Below are 15,623 nucleotides of genomic sequence, written 5' to 3'. Positions count from 1 at the left end.
GATAGCGGCCGCTTGGCGATAGGACCGGCTCGTTGAATTCAGGGTTGTTGAAGAAGTCTTCGATGGGCTGCTGCTGGGCGGAAGCCGCAGACGTCGCCGCAGCAATGAGGAGGGCGAGTATAGTTTTTATCATGCCGCGACATTAGCACGGCAACATCCGTTGAAAATCCACTAATTGTCACAGCTTGGGCTGAGGGGGCGTTTCAGGTGTGTGGATGTAGCGGATCAGCGCCACGCTTTCCTCGTCCGGCTGCGGCGTCAGCAGGCTGACAACGATCACGGCCAGCAGCCCGACTGGCACGCCGAACACGCCCGCCGAAATGGGCGCAATGCCAAACCATTCGCCCGACAGGCTGCCGCCCAGCACTGGATTGGTGTGCAGCATATACAACAGGCAGGTAAAGAAGCCCGCCACCATGCCTGCCATGGCGCCCTGGCGATTGGCGCGATCCCAGAACACGCCCAGTACCAGGGCCGGGAACAGGGTGGAAGCCGCCAGCGAGAAGGCGGCGCCAACCAGCGACAGGATGTCGCCCGGTTTGGTTGAAGCTGCGTAGGAAGCGATAAAGGCAACCGCCAGTAACAGCAATTTGGAAATTGTCACTCGCTTTTGAGTGGATGCATTAGGGTCGACCAGCTTGTAGTAGATGTCGTGCGACAGCGCGTTCGAGATCGCCAGCAGCAGCCCGTCCGCAGTGGACAGGGCCGCCGCCAAGCCGCCCGCTGCCACCAGTCCCGATATCACATACGGTAGTCCCGCGATTTCCGGCGTGGCCAGCACCAGCACGTCCGAATCGATCAGGATCTCGCCCAGCTGCACGATGCCGTCGTGATTCACATCGTTGATCGCCAGCAGCGGGTTGGTCTTGTCCACATTGGCCCAATAGGACACCCAGGTTGGCAGCTTCGAGAAATCGCTGCCCACCAGCGCGCTGTAAATATCGTATTTGACCAGCACGGCCAGTGCCGGAATGGACAGGTAGACCAGCAGGATAAAGAACAGCGTCCAGAACACGGAGACGCGCGTGTCATGCACCGACGGTGTGGTGTAGGAGCGCATCAGGATGTGCGGCAGGGCGGCCGTGCCCACCATCAGGCAGAACACCAGGGCGAGGAAATTCAGGCGTTTGTTGTCCGACTGTTCGCGCGTGGCGCCGGGGAAGGGCTCCGCATGCGGCACGATGTCGGCGGCACGCGCCATATTGTAGTCGCGCTGGCTGGACCACAGCGCGGCCGCTTCTTCCACGCTTTTCGGATAGGCGATCAGCGCGCGTTCGGCGGCGCGGATTTCCAGCAGCGAGCCACTGCGCCGCTTGACGGCGTCGAGATTGTGCTGGGCTTCCTGGCGCCCCGATTCCCACGAAGCAGGCAGGCCATTCAGGCGAACATCATAGTCGTCCGCGCGCTGGCGGAAGATCGATCGCACCTCCGCTTCCGCTTCATCATGGGCCAGCACGTTCTCGCGCGCCGTCAGCTGGGGCAGCAGTTTGCCGTAGGCCACCTGCGGTATCGGATTGTCGGCGTGCTTCACCGACAGCCACATGGCCGGAATCAAGAACGCCACCAGGATGATGATGTATTGCGCCACCTGGGTCCACGTGATGGCGCGCATGCCGCCGAGGAAGGAGCACACCAGAATGCTGGCCAGACCAAGGAAGATACCGACCGAGAAGTCCACACCCGTGAAACGCGAAGCGATCAGACCCACCGCATAAATCTGCGCCACCACATAGGTGAAGGACACGATGATGGTCGCCGCCACCGCCAGCAGCCGCACAGGGCGCCCGTGATAATCGCCGCCATAGCGCGCTGCCAGAAAGTCGGGAATCGTGTACTGCGCAAACTTGCGCAGATAGGGCGCGATCAGCAGCGCGACCAGGCAGTAGCCGCCGGTCCAGCCCATGATGTAGGCCAGTCCGTCGAAACCGTGCAGATACAGGCCGCCCGCCAGCGAGATGAAACTGGCGGCGGAAATCCAGTCCGCAGCGGTGGCCATGCCGTTGAACAGCGCGGGCACGCGCCGCCCGGCCACATAGTATTCAGACACATTCGAAGTGCGCGAAATCACGCCGATCGATGCGTACAGCACGATGGTGGCGAACATGAACAGATAGCCGATCCACAGGCGGGGCATGCCTTCCTTTTCCAGCACTGCCAGCGCGATCAGGAAGGCCGCAAAGCAGGAAGTGAAGATCAGGTAGTAGCGCGACAGGCGGCGGAAGAAGCTGTTTTTCACTGGCCGGCCTCCGCTGCGTAGGCGCGGTCCAGCCGCCGCATATAGATGGCGTAGCCACCGATGATGCCCAGGTAGGCCAGTGATGCGCCTTGCGCCGCCAGATAAAAGTTCAGCGGCCAGCCGAAGATGAACAAGCCATTCAGTTCGCGTGCGAAGAACACCACGCAGAAAGTCGTCAGCAGCCATGCTGCCAGCAGCAGGCCGGTTACGCGGCGTGCTTTGCGCCAGTGCTGTTCGCGCTTATCCAAAATGCGGGACCTCGTCGTTTTCAATCGGCTCGGGCGGACGGATCTCGAACGTCAGCCGAAACAGGCAGCCGGGATATTTGGGATCATGGCAGCGCGGATTGCTGAACAGGTCCAGCTCCGCATTATGCTGCTGCGCGACTTCGCGCACGATGGCCAGGCCAAGGCCGCTGCCTTCGGCCGTGCTGCCGAGAATCCGGTAGAAGCGCTCGAATACGTGGGCACGTTCGGCTGGTGGGATGCCGGGACCGTTGTCTTCCACTTCGAGGATCGCGTGATCGCCCGCACGCCGTACGCGCACCGTCACGGCGCCGCCGCGTGGCGTGTAGCGCAGGGCGTTGTCGATCAGGTTGGACAGCATTTCGCGCAGCATCATCGGATTGCCGGATACCGGCACCTGCTCGGTCGGCGGCTCGAAGCCCAGGTCGATCTTGTAATTGAAGGACGCCTGCACCCAGTCCTGTACCGTGGTGCGCGCCAGCTCACCCAGTTCGATCGGTCGATGGACAGCTTCAGGCGTTCCAGCATTTCGTTGAGCGAGCGTACCAGCGGCGTGATTTCCTCCGGCACCTGATTGGGCGGAATGGGACTCAGGTCATCCTCCGGCCGTGCGCGGATGCGCTCCTGCAGCTCGGCCAGCGGCAGCAGCCCGCGTGACAGCGCAAACCACACCAGCGCCAGCACGATGGGCAGGATGATGAACTGCGGCAGGATCACGCCCTTGATGATTTCATTGGCCAGCTTGGCGCGCTTCTCCAGCGTTTCCGCCACCTGTACCAGGGCCAGGCGCGGATCGTGGTCCTTGTCCTTCTCCAGGTTCACGTAGGAATAGGCCACGCGGATTGGCGTGCCGTGCAGGGTGTCGTTACGAAAGTTCACGCTGCCGGCGCGGAAGCTGTCCGGATCGGGCGCGGCTTGCGGCTGCGGCAGATCGCGGTCGCCGTCCACATGATTGCCGCGCGGGTCCATGATCTGGAAGTAGACGCTGTCCACATCGTCGGCGCGCAGGATGTCGCGCGCGGAGCCGGACAGGCGCTCGATCACCTGGCCATCCACTTCACGCACCTGCTGCGACAGCACGGTGACGTTATCTTCCAGCGCGTGGTCGAAAGGCTGGTTGGCGATGGATTTTGCGACCAGGTAGGTAATCGCGATGCTCATTGGCCAGAGCAGCAGCAGGGGGGCGAGCATCCAGTCCAGGATCTCGCCGAACAGGGAGTGCTGGATTTCGTTGGCTTCGGCGGCGGGCGCCTGTTGCCAGCTGGCCTTTTCCTCGCTCACTTGCCTTCAGCGCCGGATGCGGCGGAAAACTTCTCCAGGCAGTAGCCCAGCCCGCGCACGGTGGCGATGCGCACGCCGCCCACTTCGATCTTCTTGCGCAGGCGGTGCACATAGACTTCGATGGCGTTGTTGCTGACTTCCTCGCCCCATTCGCACAGGTGGTCGACCAGCTGTTCCTTCGACACCAGCCGTCCCGTGCGCGCCAGCAGGATTTCCAGCAGGCCCAGTTCGCGCGCCGACAGGTCCAGCATCTGGTCATTAATATAGGCGCTGCGCCCCACCTGGTCGTAGGTGAGGGGGCCATGCTTTATGACGGTAGAACCGCCACYCTGGCCGCGCCGGGTCAGCGCCCGTACGCGCGCTTCCAGTTCGGACAGGGCGAAAGGCTTGGCCATGTAATCGTCCGCGCCCAGATCGAGGCCGTTGACGCGCTGTTCGACCGAATCGGCAGCCGTCAGGATCAGCACCGGCAGCAGCGAGCCGCGCGAACGCAAGCGGCGCAGCACTTCCAGACCGGACAGCTTGGGCAGGCCAAGGTCCAGAATCAGCAGATCGAATTCCTGGGTGGAGAGGGCGGTGTCGGCTTCCTGCCCGTTTTTTACGCAATCAATGGCATAACCGGACTGGCGCAGGGAACGTGTCAGGCCGTCGGCAAGGACGCTGTCATCTTCGGCAAGTAAAATACGCATAACGCTAATGTAGCTACTTTTTGATCCCCCTCAAAGATTTAAAAACAGTGCTTGTCAAAAGCACTGTTTTTTTATACAGTACCGTCTGTAGCGACTAATTGCGACCAACCAACTGCGCGAAAGAACATCATGGACGATAAAAAAGCTGTAATCCCCGCATCTGAAAAAGCCAAGGCGCTGGCCGCCGCGCTGGCACAGATTGAAAAGCAGTTCGGCAAGGGCTCCGTGATGCGCATGGACGCCTCGGCTCCGATCGAGGAAGTACAGACCGTGTCCACCGGCTCCCTGGGTCTGGACATCGCCCTGGGCGTAGGCGGCCTGCCGCGCGGCCGCGTGGTCGAGATCTACGGTCCGGAATCGTCCGGTAAAACCACCCTGACCCTGCAGGCCATCGCCGAAATGCAGAAAATGGGCGGCACCTGCGCCTTCATTGACGCGGAACACGCGCTGGACGTGGTCTACGCGCAGAAGCTGGGCGTGAACCTGCACGAGCTGCTGATCTCCCAGCCGGACACCGGCGAACAGGCCCTGGAAATCTGCGATGCGCTGGTGCGCTCAGGTTCCGTGGACCTGATCGTGGTCGACTCGGTCGCCGCGCTGACCCCGAAAGCGGAAATCGAAGGCGATATGGGTGACTCGCTGCCAGGCCTGCAGGCCCGTCTGATGTCGCAAGCGCTGCGCAAGCTGACCGGCACCATCAACCGCACCAACACTCTGGTCATCTTCATTAACCAGATCCGTATGAAGATCGGCGTGATGTTCGGCTCGCCGGAAACCACCACCGGCGGTAATGCACTGAAGTTCTACGCCTCCGTGYGCCTGGACATCCGCCGCACCGGCTCCATCAAGTCCGGCGACGAGGTGATCGGTAACGAAACCAAGGTCAAGGTCGTCAAGAACAAGATCGCGCCTCCGTTCAAGGAAGCCCACTTCGACATTCTGTATGGCGAAGGCACTTCCCGCGAAGGCGAAATCATCGATCTGGGCGTGGAAGCCAAGATCGTTGAGAAGTCCGGTTCGTGGTACAGCTACGAAGGCGAACGCATCGGCCAGGGCAAGGACAATGCCCGCCTGTTCCTGAAAGAGCGTCCAGCGCTGGCGCGCGAAATCGAGAACAAGGTCCGCGCAGCCCTCGGCGTGCGCGCACTGCCGGTCGTGAACGACGACGGCGAAGAAGTCGCCGCACCGAAGCTCAAAGCCGTCGAATAATCGCACAGCGGCGGGTCAATGACCCGCCCTACGCCATGCGTTGGACATGCCAACAATGTGTCGTAGGGCGGATCATCGATCCGCCGTTTTTGTTATGCCCCGCCCCCCCCTCTCTCTCAAAGCCCGCGCCTTGCGCCTGCTCTCGCAGCGCGAGCACAGCCGTCTGGAACTGTCGCGCAAACTCTCGCGCTATGCGGAAGAAGGCGACGACCTCGAAGCCCTGCTCAACTTCCTCGAACAAAACAAATGGCTCTCGCAAGAGCGCTTCTCTGAAAATCTCGTGCATCGCCGCAGCGCCCGCTACGGCAACAGCCGCATCGTCGCCGAGCTGCAAAGCCACGGCATCGAGGGCGAGATGCTGACCGGGATCAAGACCGAGCTGAAGGAAAACGAAGTCGAGCGCTGCTGCGAAGTCTGGCAGCGCAAATTCGGCGAAGTCGCCACCGATCCCGAAGGCCGCAACAAGCAAATGCGCTTCCTGCTGGCGCGCGGCTTCTCGCAAAAAGCCATCCGCACCGCCATGAAGGGCACGATGCCCGACGAAGATTACTAAGCACCCGTCATCGGCTACAATCGGCTTTTCCCTTCAGAAACAGCAACATGCGTAGCAATGTCCTGAAGGCGGGGCTCCTGGCCGGATGGCTATGGTTGCCCAGCCTTGTTGTGCTGACCACCGACCAGCTGGCATCCCCGCGCGATGCCATTGGATTGCTGGGCTTCTCGCTGTTCCTGCTGCTGTGCCCGCTGGTGCTGCTGCCCCGGCCGCGGCACTACTTCCTGGCGCTGACGCCATTCGCACTGCTGGCCGGCCCGTTCGCCTACCTGACCCTCGCCTATCACAGCGTCCCCGGTGATGCCCTGATTTCCGCCACATGGAATACCGAATGGGCGCAGACCCGGCAGGTGCTGGCCTCCTTCGGCTGGCTGGTGTGGTTGGTGCCGCTCAGCGTGCTCGCCTATGTGCTGCTGGCATTATCCATCGACCGCACATGGAAGCTTGGCGCTGAAGCACGCAAGCGTCTGTTCGCCGGCTTGCTGATGGCGGCCATGCTGGCCATGGTCACGCGTGTGACCTTGTCGCAGCAATTGCGCCTGCCGCCTTTCTTCGAGCACGCGACGGCCAATCTGGCATTTCCCAGTGGCCTGGCAATGTCGCTGACCCGTATGTATCACCAGCAAAACAAAACGGCCAGCTTTGCCAGCGTGCACGGCCGCCCGGCTGCGCCGTCCCAGCCGGTACTGGTTGTTTTCGCGCTTGGCGAAAGCCTGCGCTATGACCACTTGCAGCTGAACGGCTACAAGCGGCCAACGACGCCTAATCTTGCCGCGTTGGGGCCGGACCTGCTGTCCTTCAGCGATGTCGCATCGACCGCTAACTGGACCAATGCCGCGGTGCCGAACATCGTTGCGCGCCATATCGGCAAGCAGGAAGCGACGCTGGTGAAGACCTTCCGTGAAGCCGGTTTCCAGACCGCCTGGATATCCAATCAGGAACGCTCCCCGTATGCGCGCGATGCCAATGTTGTGGAGCAGGGTCACGACGCTCAGGATTTCCATCTGCGCACCGACGCMAATCTGCTGCCCATGTTCAGCTCCTTCGTGCGCCAGGCCGGGCCTCGGCAGTTTGTGCTGCTCCATATGATCGGCAGCCATATCCCTTATGAAGAACGGTATGGCGCCGATTCGCGGGTGTTCACGCCGACCTTGAGTGACCTGGGCATCAACGCGCCGCAGCCCGCCGACCGCGAAGCGACGGTGAACTCGTACGACAACACGGTGATCGAAGCCGACAAATTCCTGTCGCGCGTGATCGCCACGCTGTCGCAGGAGACGCGCCCGGCCATTCTGCTGTTCACCTCCGACCATGGCGAAAACCTGTTCGACGACAAGCGCGGCCTGTTTATGCACACGCAGCATCCGGCCACACGTTTTGACACCCATGTGCCGATGCTGGTCTGGATGAACGCCGCTTATCGCGAGTCCCATCCGCAAATTGCCGCGGCGCTGCAAGCCAATCGCGATCGCAAAATCACGCACACCCAAATCTTCCCATCACTGCTGGAAATAGCAGATATAGACTGGGATGGCCGCGATTCGCGCGAAAGCTTCGCTTCACCTTCCTTCACGGAAGGGCCGCGCAAGGTGCTGGTGGACCTGCAGACCACAGCGGACTACGAAACCCTGAAATAGCCGTGTTGCGGCGCGGTGTGCTACACTTTTAGGGTTTTATGCAGCACCGCGGGTGCGGTGGTTGTCCGTAGAAGCTGCGGCGTACATTAGCTGCTTATTAATTTGGCCACGAAAGTGGCATCGGTCTTATGTCCTTGTCAAATCCAGTCTCCCGACGTGCGCTGAGACATACGCGCGCCATAGACATCAAAGCGTTCGCCCGCGAAGATGGCCTATGGGATCTTGACGCTCATATAACGGACATCAAATCCATTGATACCATGCTGGCATCGGGCCCCCGCAAAGGCGGAGAAGCCCTGCACGACCTCTGGCTGCGTATCACTGTCGATAAGCAGCTGACTATTGTGGACGCTGAAGCTGTCTCGGATGCAGTTCCTTACCCCGGCCGTTGTAACACCATCGGTTCCGCCTATAAAACCCTCGTCGGCCTCAATCTGATGAAGGGATTCCGCAACGAAGTGAAGCAACGCCTTGCTGGTGTTTTGGGCTGCACGCATCTGACCGAACTGGCTCAGATCCTGCCCACGGCTGCCATTCAGGCCTTCGCCAACGACGTATGGCCGGTGCGTGAACGCTCCGAGCATCATGAAAAGCCGTTCCAACTTGATAAGTGCCACGCCCTGAAGACCGATGGCGAGGCAGTTGCCGAGTTTTACCCGCGCTGGTTTGTCCAAAAGGCAGACGCAGCCTAGGTGCTGTCCAAACTAACATAAACCGTATTCATACACACATCTGTATCAGAAGGGAAAGCCAGCATGAAAATCCATGAGTATCAAGGCAAAGAGATCCTCCGAAAGTTCGGAGTGACCGTACCGCGCGGCATCCCGTGCATGTCCGTGGACGAGGCAGTGAAAGCTGCTGAAACCCTGGGCGGCCCGGTTTGGGTCGTGAAGGCACAGATCCATGCTGGTGGCCGTGGTAAAGGCGGCGGCGTGAAAGTAGCCAAGTCGCTGGAGCAGGTAAAAGAATACGCAAACCAGATCATGGGCATGCAGCTGATCACCCACCAGACCAGCCCTGAAGGCCAGAAGGTACGTCGCCTGYTGATCGAAGAAGGCGCGGACATCAAGAAAGAACTGTACGTATCCCTGGTGACCGACCGTGTCACCCAGAAGGTTGTGCTGATGGCTTCCTCCGAAGGCGGTATGGACATCGAAGAAGTTGCCGAGTCCCACCCGGAGAAGATCCACTCGATCGCTATCGATCCAGCCGTGGGCCTGACCGACGCTGAAGCCGCTGGCATCGCTGCCAAGATCGGCGTGCCGGAAGGTTCGATCGCCGACGCCGTCGCCAACCTGAAGGGCCTGTACCAGGCTTACTGGGAAACCGACGCCTCCCTGGCTGAAATCAACCCGCTGATCCTGACCGGCTCCGGCAAGGTCATCGCGCTGGACGCCAAGTTCAACTTCGACGCCAACGCCCTGTTCCGTCACCCGGAAATCGTSGCYTAYCGCGACCTGGACGAAGAAGATCCAGCTGAAGTGGAAGCTTCCAAGTTCGACCTGGCCTACATCTCGCTGGACGGCAACATCGGCTGCCTGGTGAACGGCGCCGGTCTGGCCATGGCAACCATGGACACCATCAAGCTGTTCGGCGGCGAGCCGGCCAACTTCCTGGACGTGGGCGGCGGTGCCACCACCGAGAAAGTGACCGAAGCCTTCAAGCTGATGCTGAAGAATCCGGAACTGAAAGCCATCCTGGTGAACATCTTCGGCGGCATCATGCGCTGCGACGTGATCGCTGAAGGCGTGATCGCCGGCGCCAAGGCCGTGTCCCTGGCCGTACCGCTGGTGGTGCGCATGAAGGGCACCAACGAAGACCTGGGCAAGAAGATGCTGGCCGAATCCGGCCTGCCGATCATCGCCGCTGACACCATGGAAGAAGCAGCCAAGGCCGTTGTTGCTGCCGCTGCCGGTAAATAATTAAGGAATCACTATGTCTATCCTGATCAACAAAGACACCAAAGTCATCACCCAGGGCATCACCGGCAAGACCGGCCAGTTCCACACCCGCATGTGCCGCGACTACGCGAACGGCAAGAACGCCTTCGTAGCTGGCGTGAATCCGAAGAAAGCCGGCGAAGATTTCGAAGGCATCCCAATCTACGCCTCCGTGAAGGAAGCGAAGTCCGAGACCGGTGCGACCGTGTCCGTGATCTACGTTCCACCAGCAGGCGCTGCTGCGGCAATCTGGGAAGCTGTTGAAGCTGACCTGGACCTGGCAATCTGCATCACCGAAGGCATCCCAGTCCGCGACATGATGGAAGTTAAGGATCGCATGGCTAAAGCCGGTTCCAAGACCCTGCTGCTGGGCCCGAACTGCCCAGGCCTGATCACTCCTGACGAAATCAAGATCGGCATCATGCCTGGTCACATCCACCGTAAGGGCCGCATCGGCGTGGTTTCCCGCTCCGGCACCCTGACCTATGAAGCGGTGGCTCAGCTGACCGCCCTGGGCCTGGGCCAGTCTTCGGCAGTGGGTATCGGCGGCGACCCGATCAACGGCCTGAAGCACATCGACGTGATGCGCATGTTCAACGAAGATCCTGACACCGACGCTGTGATCATGATCGGCGAAATCGGCGGTCCTGACGAAGCCAACGCAGCCCGTTGGATCAAGGACAACATGAAGAAGCCAGTGGTAGGCTTCATCGCTGGTGTGACCGCTCCTCCGGGCAAGCGCATGGGCCACGCCGGTGCACTGATCTCCGGCGGCGCCGACACCGCGCAAGCCAAACTGGAAATCATGGAAGCCTGCGGCATCACCGTGACCAAGAACCCGTCCGAGATGGCACGCCTGCTGAAGGCAATGCTGTAATCGTTTCGGTATGATGACGGGGAGCTGCGGCTCCCCGTTTTTGTTTGTTTGGAGGATTTGATTGGCCAAATTAGTCATCACTCGTGAAGGCATCGTGGAGCAGACGGTCCAGCTCAGTAAAGAGCGCATGACTTTCGGCCGCCATCGCCATAACGATATCGTGCTGAACCATCCTGCCGTGAGCGGGGAGCACGCGGTGATTACGACTATTCTGGACGATTCCTTCCTCGAAGATTTGCACAGCACCAACGGTACATTTGTTAACGGCCTGCGCATCGGCAAGCACTTCCTGCAAAACAAGGAYGTGATCAAGATGGCAAAGTACCACCTCGAATTCATTCAGGACGGCATCCGACCGCTTGCTGCCGCTGCGGCCGCCGGACCGTCCACCATCATGCCGGGCGTGCGCCCGGCGCCGGCGACATCTGTTACGCCTGCCGCTGCTGCAGTTTATGGCAGCGGCGCCAGCCCTGGCGCGGCCTCTGCTGCGGCGATGGACGCCGCTGCGGGGGAGGTTGGCCTGCCGCTTGGCCGCATCGAACTCCTGAACGGCCCGAATGTTGGCAAATCGCTCACTCTGACCAAACCGGCCACCAGCCTGGGCCGTCCTGGCGTCCAGGTCGTGGTAATCGCCCGCGCGGCGGACGGCTACACGGCAGCTCACGTCGAAGGCGAACAAGCGCCACTATTAAATGACACACCTCTTGGCCGCGTGGCCAAGCGCCTGGCCGACGGCGATGTGCTCGACCTCGGCGGTACCCGCATGAGTTTCCGTACGGCATGACGAAAATTGTCACGTGGAAACGCTACTACTGACAAAATTCGACAGCGCCCTGACAAATCTCGACAGTGGTGTCGACAAATTTTGACAGTTTACGGTCCAAAAACCCTCATTTTGCTTAAAAAATAGGCTGGCACGCCGATTGCTCTTATCCCTGTGTCCCACCCAATTTTTAGTTTCTTTACTGAGGAGCAGCAAAATGAAATCCATGAAAATGATGAAGCAACAAGCTCAAGCCGGCTTCACCCTGATCGAACTGATGATCGTTGTTGCAATTATCGGTATCCTGGCAGCAGTTGCTATCCCTGCATACTCGGACTACACCGCTAAAGCAAAAATCGCTAACGCAATCTCCGCAGCAGACTCGCTGAAGACCGCAGTAGCGCTGTGCGCACAGGAAGCCGGCGGTGACCTGACCAACTGCTCCAACGGCAGCGGCGGCATTCCAGCAGCTAACCTGTTCCTCGCAACCAAAGAAGTTAAAGCCGGTGCTACTGTTGCTGGCGGCACGATCACCCTGATGCTGCAAGACGGTATCTCCACCGACGCAAACGGCAAAAAAATCACCTTTGCCCCTGTGCTGACCGCTGGCGACAGCTCGATGAAGTGGACCGCTGGTACCGACATCACCAACACCACCCTGTCAACCGCTATCACCAAGAACAATCCGTAATAGCTAGTTGAACCCAAAAAAAACCGGGCTTCGGCCCGGTTTTTTTATTTGTTCAAACGATTTTTTGTCGATCTGCGAGCAGGGCCTCGTAAGTGAGGTTCTGCAGCATGGTGAAGTGGACCGGATCGAGGTTCGAGAACTGCACGCCGTAGCTGAACACTTCTTCCGTCCCGCTAGGTGAAGCGGCGACGCTCACGTTGCGCACCAGGGCCTGCGTGTTCACGCGCACCTGGTGTTGTCCCGGCGCTGAGAGCAAAGTGAAATCGAGGCCGACGGTTTCAGTCTCGCGTGCGAGCGGCTGGGTCGATTCAATCAAAGCACCCGAAACGCTCAGGTTGGTCAGGAAGACCGAGGCCTGCATGCCATCCGCCCGCGTCAGCTGAGCCGGAATTTCCACCTTCACGCGCATCGCCGTACGCAAGCTCGTGCCCTGGATATTGGCCGGGAAGGTCACGTGTGCATACAGCAGCGGACGCTGAAACACGCGCAGCACCACAGTCGAAAACGCGCACACATTCACGCCTGAAAACACGCGAACGGTCAGTTTATCCCCTTCCAGTAGCGCAATTGGCGCCCCATTTTCCATGGGGATCTTGACGATCATGTACTCGTCGCGGACCCAGCCGATGACGGTAGAGAAGTGCTGGATCGGGCGCAGCGTGCGGTGGGTCAGGAGCTGGATTCGCCCTCCCACCTGCAGGTTCATCTGTTCAAATTCGTATTCCTGCGTCTTCGCCTCGCTCGCCATGCCTTTGGGTCCCGTTTGGTTGTTGAGCAACTTGCACGATTATACATTGTCACGGAATAAATAGTTCTAAGTGGAACTAAATATTCATTGCGTGGATGCCATGGACAACGCTGTCACGTCCAGTCCAACCAAATGATAAGGTTCCGGCTGCAAATCGCCGCACAATCCGTCATCGCAAGTGCGCTTCGCGCCGAGGCGCCAGCCGCCGTGGTCGCGGTCCAGCATTTCGTGATCGACCAGCTCCAGCGTTTGCTGGTAGCGCCGCGCCATTTCGGGACGCTGGCCCACAGCCATGAAAGCGCGCATCGCCTCCGCCTGTTGCCACCAGTATTTGTGGCGGTCCACCGAGCCGTCGGGGAAGATGCGATTGAAGATGCCGCCGCTGGCTTCGTCATACCCGTTGGCGATGGCGTACTTCAGCAAACGGTCGCCCACATCCGCAAACATGGGTGGCAAGCCGCGCCGYTCCGCCGTGCGCAGCAGATGGCTCCATTCGAACTGGTGGCCAATGTCGATATAGGCGCCCTGGTCGGCGGTCGCGAGCGGCTTCCATTGCGCGTCATACCATTCGGGGATATAAGCGCCACCGCCGGGYAAACCGACCATCAGTTTGTACAGGACGAAGTTGCCGACGCTGCGCGCGTCTTCCAGTGCGCCTGGGTCGCCGGTGGCCTCGACCAGGGCCAGCAGGGCTTCGAACATATGCATCACCGGATTCTGCGTGCGCAGGCCGGAGGCGGGCGCAAAGTCGCGGCTGGCATTGGCGACGAAGCCGCCATCCGCATCCCGTAGTTTGCTGCGGATGTCGCGCCAGGCCGTCAGCGCGGCCTGCTTGTAGCGCTCATCGCCGGTCACGCGCGCCATGTGCGAAAGCGCCAACACGGCGAAGGCGTGGCTGTAGGTGTTCTTGCTGTTGTCGACCACTTTGCCGGCCGCATCCACGTGCTGATAAAAGCCGCCGTACTGCGGATCGCGGAAATACTGCAGCATGAAGTCCGCGCCGCGCCTTGCCGCATCTGCGTAGCGCTGATCGCCCGTGGCTTCGTAGCCGACGATCATGGCGTACACCACGCGGCTATGTATTGTCAGATCGCCGCTGGCGCCTTTTTGCGGCTGCCAGTTGCGGTTGAACTGGCCCAGCATCAAGCCTGATGGCGTGGGCGCCACGGCTACCCAGCGGGCGAGGTGAGCATTGAGATCCTTGCGATGCCAGTCCGCGTTCACAAACTGCCCGTCCTCGCGCTCGCAGCCCGCCAGCGCCATCAGCAGCGCAGAGGAAAGGAGTAAACGCAGGGCCGTCGCCTTGGATGTCATCTGTCCATGCTATCCCGAAAGCTGACGTTGTCACAAGTATAATTCGAGGGCGACCTCAGCGGTTGTTGTACGATAGCTGCCCATGTGCACCAACTACCGACCCACCTCCCGCGATCTCGTTGCCGAGATGATGCAGCTCGATATGCTGGCGTCTGAGGACTGGCCGGACGAGACTTGGAAGGACTATGCGGCACCCATCATTCGGCGCGGCAGCAGCGGCAAGGCCGAATGTCTGGTCGCGTCTTACGGCATGGTACCGCGCCGGCATATTCCGCCTGGCGTAAAGCCTTGGGACACCATGAATGCGCGTACCGAAACCGTCGGCGAGCTGCGTTCATTCTCGCAGGCCTGGCACGACAGCCAGGTCTGCCTGGTGCCGATGAATCATTTCTATGAACCGAATTACGAGTCGGGCAAAGCAGTGCGCTGGGGGATAGGCATGGCCGATGAGCGTGCCTTTGCGGTAGCCGGACTGTGGCGGCGCTGGATCGAGGCGGACGGCAGCTCAAGCTACTCCTTCACCCAGCTGACCATCAACGCCGACCATCACCGCCTGATGAAGCGCTTCCACAAGGACGGTGACGAAAAGCGCTCCCTGGTCATCATCCCGCCCGAGCATTACGAAGACTGGCTCGGCTGCCGCAACCCCGAACACGCGCGCGCCTTCCTCAACCACTACCCGGTGAGCCGCATGCGCGCCTGGGAAGAGCCGCTGGCGCCGCGGCAGAAAGTGGATACTTCCCAGTTGGATCTGTGGGCTTAGTCAGCCTTCCAGTCGCCGGACTTGCCGCCGGCCTTCTCCACCACGCGGATATTGTTCATGACCATGCCGCGGTCGACAGCCTTGCACATGTCGTAAATGGTCAGCAGGCCGACTTGCACGGCTGTCAATGCTTCCATTTCGACACCGGTCTTGCCATAGGTTTCGACCTGAGCGCGGCAGTGGATGGTGGACGAGGCTTCGTCGGACTCGAAATCCACTGTCACGCGGGTCAGCGCCAGCGGGTGGCAGAGGGGTATCAGGTCGCTGGTGCGCTTGGCGGCCATGATGCCGGCCAGGCGCGCAATGCCCAGTACGTCCCCCTTCTTGGCGCTTCCCGTTAGAATGATGGCCAGCGTTGCAGCTTGCATGCGAATGCTGCCTGCGGCGACGGCGACGCGGTGGGTTTCCGCCTTGGCGCCGACATCGACCATGTGGGCTTGTCCGGAGGCGTCGAAATGGGTAAGTTCTGGATTCTTGTTGGTCATCGTGTCACTCTGATTGAACGGGTATGATAGCACTGTGAATGCACATCGTTTTCCCCGCCGCCTGCTGGCGGCCCTGCTGTCGTCGCTGCTGATTACGGCGCCGAATGGGCAGGCGCAGTCTGCAACGACTACCCCCAACTGCTGATTACGGCGCCGAATGGGCAGGCGCAGTCTGCAACGACTACCCCCAAC

Annotated in this window: 15 protein-coding genes and 1 pseudogene; 9 read left to right on the top strand and 7 right to left on the bottom strand. The window is 60.4% G+C overall.

All coding sequences use genetic code 11. The annotated features are described in order from the left end of the window. Window positions 1-178: 178 nt before the first annotated feature. The 4 genes and pseudogenes from AB4Z11_RS08180 to AB4Z11_RS08165 form a co-directional block, all read right to left on the bottom strand. Complete coding sequence (locus AB4Z11_RS08180) at window positions 179-2,236, bottom strand: sodium:solute symporter family protein (RefSeq protein WP_442024248.1); 2,058 nt, start codon at window positions 2,234-2,236, stop codon at window positions 179-181. Beyond that, window positions 2,233-2,484, bottom strand: a complete 252-nt coding sequence (locus AB4Z11_RS08175; protein ID WP_442024246.1) for a DUF4212 domain-containing protein — start codon at window positions 2,482-2,484, stop codon at window positions 2,233-2,235. The genes AB4Z11_RS08180 and AB4Z11_RS08175 overlap by 4 nt, the downstream gene beginning before the upstream one ends. Further along, window positions 2,477-3,762: pseudogene (locus AB4Z11_RS08170) on the bottom strand (sensor histidine kinase N-terminal domain-containing protein). Before AB4Z11_RS08170 ends, AB4Z11_RS08175 begins: the two are co-directional and overlap by 8 nt. Further along, the gene (locus AB4Z11_RS08165; RefSeq protein ID WP_442024244.1) at window positions 3,759-4,451 is read right to left on the bottom strand and encodes a response regulator; all 693 of its coding nucleotides are present in this window, start codon (window positions 4,449-4,451) and stop codon (window positions 3,759-3,761) included. Before AB4Z11_RS08165 ends, AB4Z11_RS08170 begins: the two are co-directional and overlap by 4 nt. 129 nt (window positions 4,452-4,580) lie before the next feature. On the opposite strand from AB4Z11_RS08165, the gene recA reads away from it, so the two are divergent. The 8 genes from recA (at window position 4,581) to AB4Z11_RS08125 (ending at window position 12,121) form a co-directional block, all read left to right on the top strand. Beyond that, window positions 4,581-5,660, top strand: coding sequence for a recombinase RecA (recA, locus tag AB4Z11_RS08160; protein ID WP_442024242.1), 1,080 nt, complete (start codon window positions 4,581-4,583; stop codon window positions 5,658-5,660). A gap of 94 nt (window positions 5,661-5,754) precedes the next feature. Then, window positions 5,755-6,213, top strand: a complete 459-nt coding sequence (recX, locus tag AB4Z11_RS08155; RefSeq protein WP_442024240.1) for a recombination regulator RecX — start codon at window positions 5,755-5,757, stop codon at window positions 6,211-6,213. A gap of 47 nt (window positions 6,214-6,260) precedes the next feature. Further along, window positions 6,261-7,850 (top strand): phosphoethanolamine transferase, encoded by a 1,590-nt coding sequence (locus AB4Z11_RS08150; protein ID WP_442024238.1) that lies wholly within the window; start codon window positions 6,261-6,263, stop codon window positions 7,848-7,850. Between the two features lie 128 nt (window positions 7,851-7,978). Continuing rightward, complete coding sequence (locus AB4Z11_RS08145; protein ID WP_442024236.1) at window positions 7,979-8,542, top strand: DUF2889 domain-containing protein; 564 nt, start codon at window positions 7,979-7,981, stop codon at window positions 8,540-8,542. A gap of 63 nt (window positions 8,543-8,605) precedes the next feature. Beyond that, complete coding sequence (gene sucC, locus AB4Z11_RS08140; RefSeq protein WP_442024234.1) at window positions 8,606-9,772, top strand: ADP-forming succinate--CoA ligase subunit beta; 1,167 nt, start codon at window positions 8,606-8,608, stop codon at window positions 9,770-9,772. 13 nt (window positions 9,773-9,785) lie between these two features. Then, window positions 9,786-10,667: a succinate--CoA ligase subunit alpha gene (gene sucD / locus AB4Z11_RS08135; RefSeq protein WP_442024232.1), complete on the top strand. Its 882-nt coding sequence runs from the start codon at window positions 9,786-9,788 to the stop codon at window positions 10,665-10,667. Window positions 10,668-10,728: 61 nt separating this feature from the next. Further along, the gene (locus AB4Z11_RS08130; protein ID WP_442024230.1) at window positions 10,729-11,451 is read left to right on the top strand and encodes an FHA domain-containing protein; all 723 of its coding nucleotides are present in this window, start codon (window positions 10,729-10,731) and stop codon (window positions 11,449-11,451) included. Window positions 11,452-11,647: 196 nt separating this feature from the next. After that, window positions 11,648-12,121 carry a pilin gene (locus AB4Z11_RS08125; RefSeq protein WP_442024228.1) on the top strand — a complete coding sequence of 158 codons (474 nt, stop codon included), beginning with the start codon at window positions 11,648-11,650 and terminating at the stop codon, window positions 12,119-12,121. Window positions 12,122-12,173: 52 nt separating this feature from the next. Here AB4Z11_RS08125 and AB4Z11_RS08120 read toward each other — a convergent pair whose 3' ends face one another. Continuing rightward, window positions 12,174-12,869 carry a flagellar brake protein gene (locus AB4Z11_RS08120; protein ID WP_442024226.1) on the bottom strand — a complete coding sequence of 232 codons (696 nt, stop codon included), beginning with the start codon at window positions 12,867-12,869 and terminating at the stop codon, window positions 12,174-12,176. 84 nt (window positions 12,870-12,953) lie between these two features. Continuing rightward, window positions 12,954-14,183, bottom strand: a complete 1,230-nt coding sequence (locus AB4Z11_RS08115) for an AGE family epimerase/isomerase (RefSeq protein WP_442024224.1) — start codon at window positions 14,181-14,183, stop codon at window positions 12,954-12,956. Between the two features lie 82 nt (window positions 14,184-14,265). Here AB4Z11_RS08115 and AB4Z11_RS08110 point away from each other — a divergent pair, with 82 nt between their 5' ends. Continuing rightward, window positions 14,266-14,946 carry an SOS response-associated peptidase gene (locus AB4Z11_RS08110; RefSeq protein ID WP_442024222.1) on the top strand — a complete coding sequence of 227 codons (681 nt, stop codon included), beginning with the start codon at window positions 14,266-14,268 and terminating at the stop codon, window positions 14,944-14,946. Here the strand turns inward: AB4Z11_RS08110 and moaC are convergent. Continuing rightward, a complete protein-coding gene (moaC, locus tag AB4Z11_RS08105) occupies window positions 14,943-15,431 on the bottom strand; it encodes a cyclic pyranopterin monophosphate synthase MoaC (RefSeq protein WP_442024220.1) in 489 nt (162 codons plus the stop codon). The two genes, AB4Z11_RS08110 and moaC, sit on opposite strands and share 4 nt — an antisense overlap. Window positions 15,432-15,623 lie beyond the last annotated feature (192 nt).

It is taken from the genome of Pseudoduganella sp. RAF53_2 (assembly GCF_052113985.1).
Classification (GTDB): Bacteria; Pseudomonadota; Gammaproteobacteria; order Burkholderiales; family Burkholderiaceae_D; genus Rugamonas.
The sequence above is the reverse complement of the archived record's forward strand: the minus strand, read 5'-3'. Positions and strand labels throughout refer to the sequence as shown.

Coding starts and splice junctions, on each gene's coding strand:
- AB4Z11_RS08110 (WP_442024222.1), top strand. CDS start 14,266: ATGTGCACCAACTACCGACCCACCTCCCGCGATCTCGTTGCCGAGATG.
- AB4Z11_RS08125 (WP_442024228.1), top strand. CDS start 11,648: ATGAAATCCATGAAAATGATGAAGCAACAAGCTCAAGCCGGCTTCACC.
- sucD (WP_442024232.1), top strand. CDS start 9,786: ATGTCTATCCTGATCAACAAAGACACCAAAGTCATCACCCAGGGCATC.
- AB4Z11_RS08145 (WP_442024236.1), top strand. CDS start 7,979: ATGTCCTTGTCAAATCCAGTCTCCCGACGTGCGCTGAGACATACGCGC.
- recX (WP_442024240.1), top strand. CDS start 5,755: ATGCCCCGCCCCCCCCTCTCTCTCAAAGCCCGCGCCTTGCGCCTGCTC.
- AB4Z11_RS08120 (WP_442024226.1), bottom strand. CDS start 12,869: ATGGCGAGCGAGGCGAAGACGCAGGAATACGAATTTGAACAGATGAAC.
- moaC (WP_442024220.1), bottom strand. CDS start 15,431: ATGACCAACAAGAATCCAGAACTTACCCATTTCGACGCCTCCGGACAA.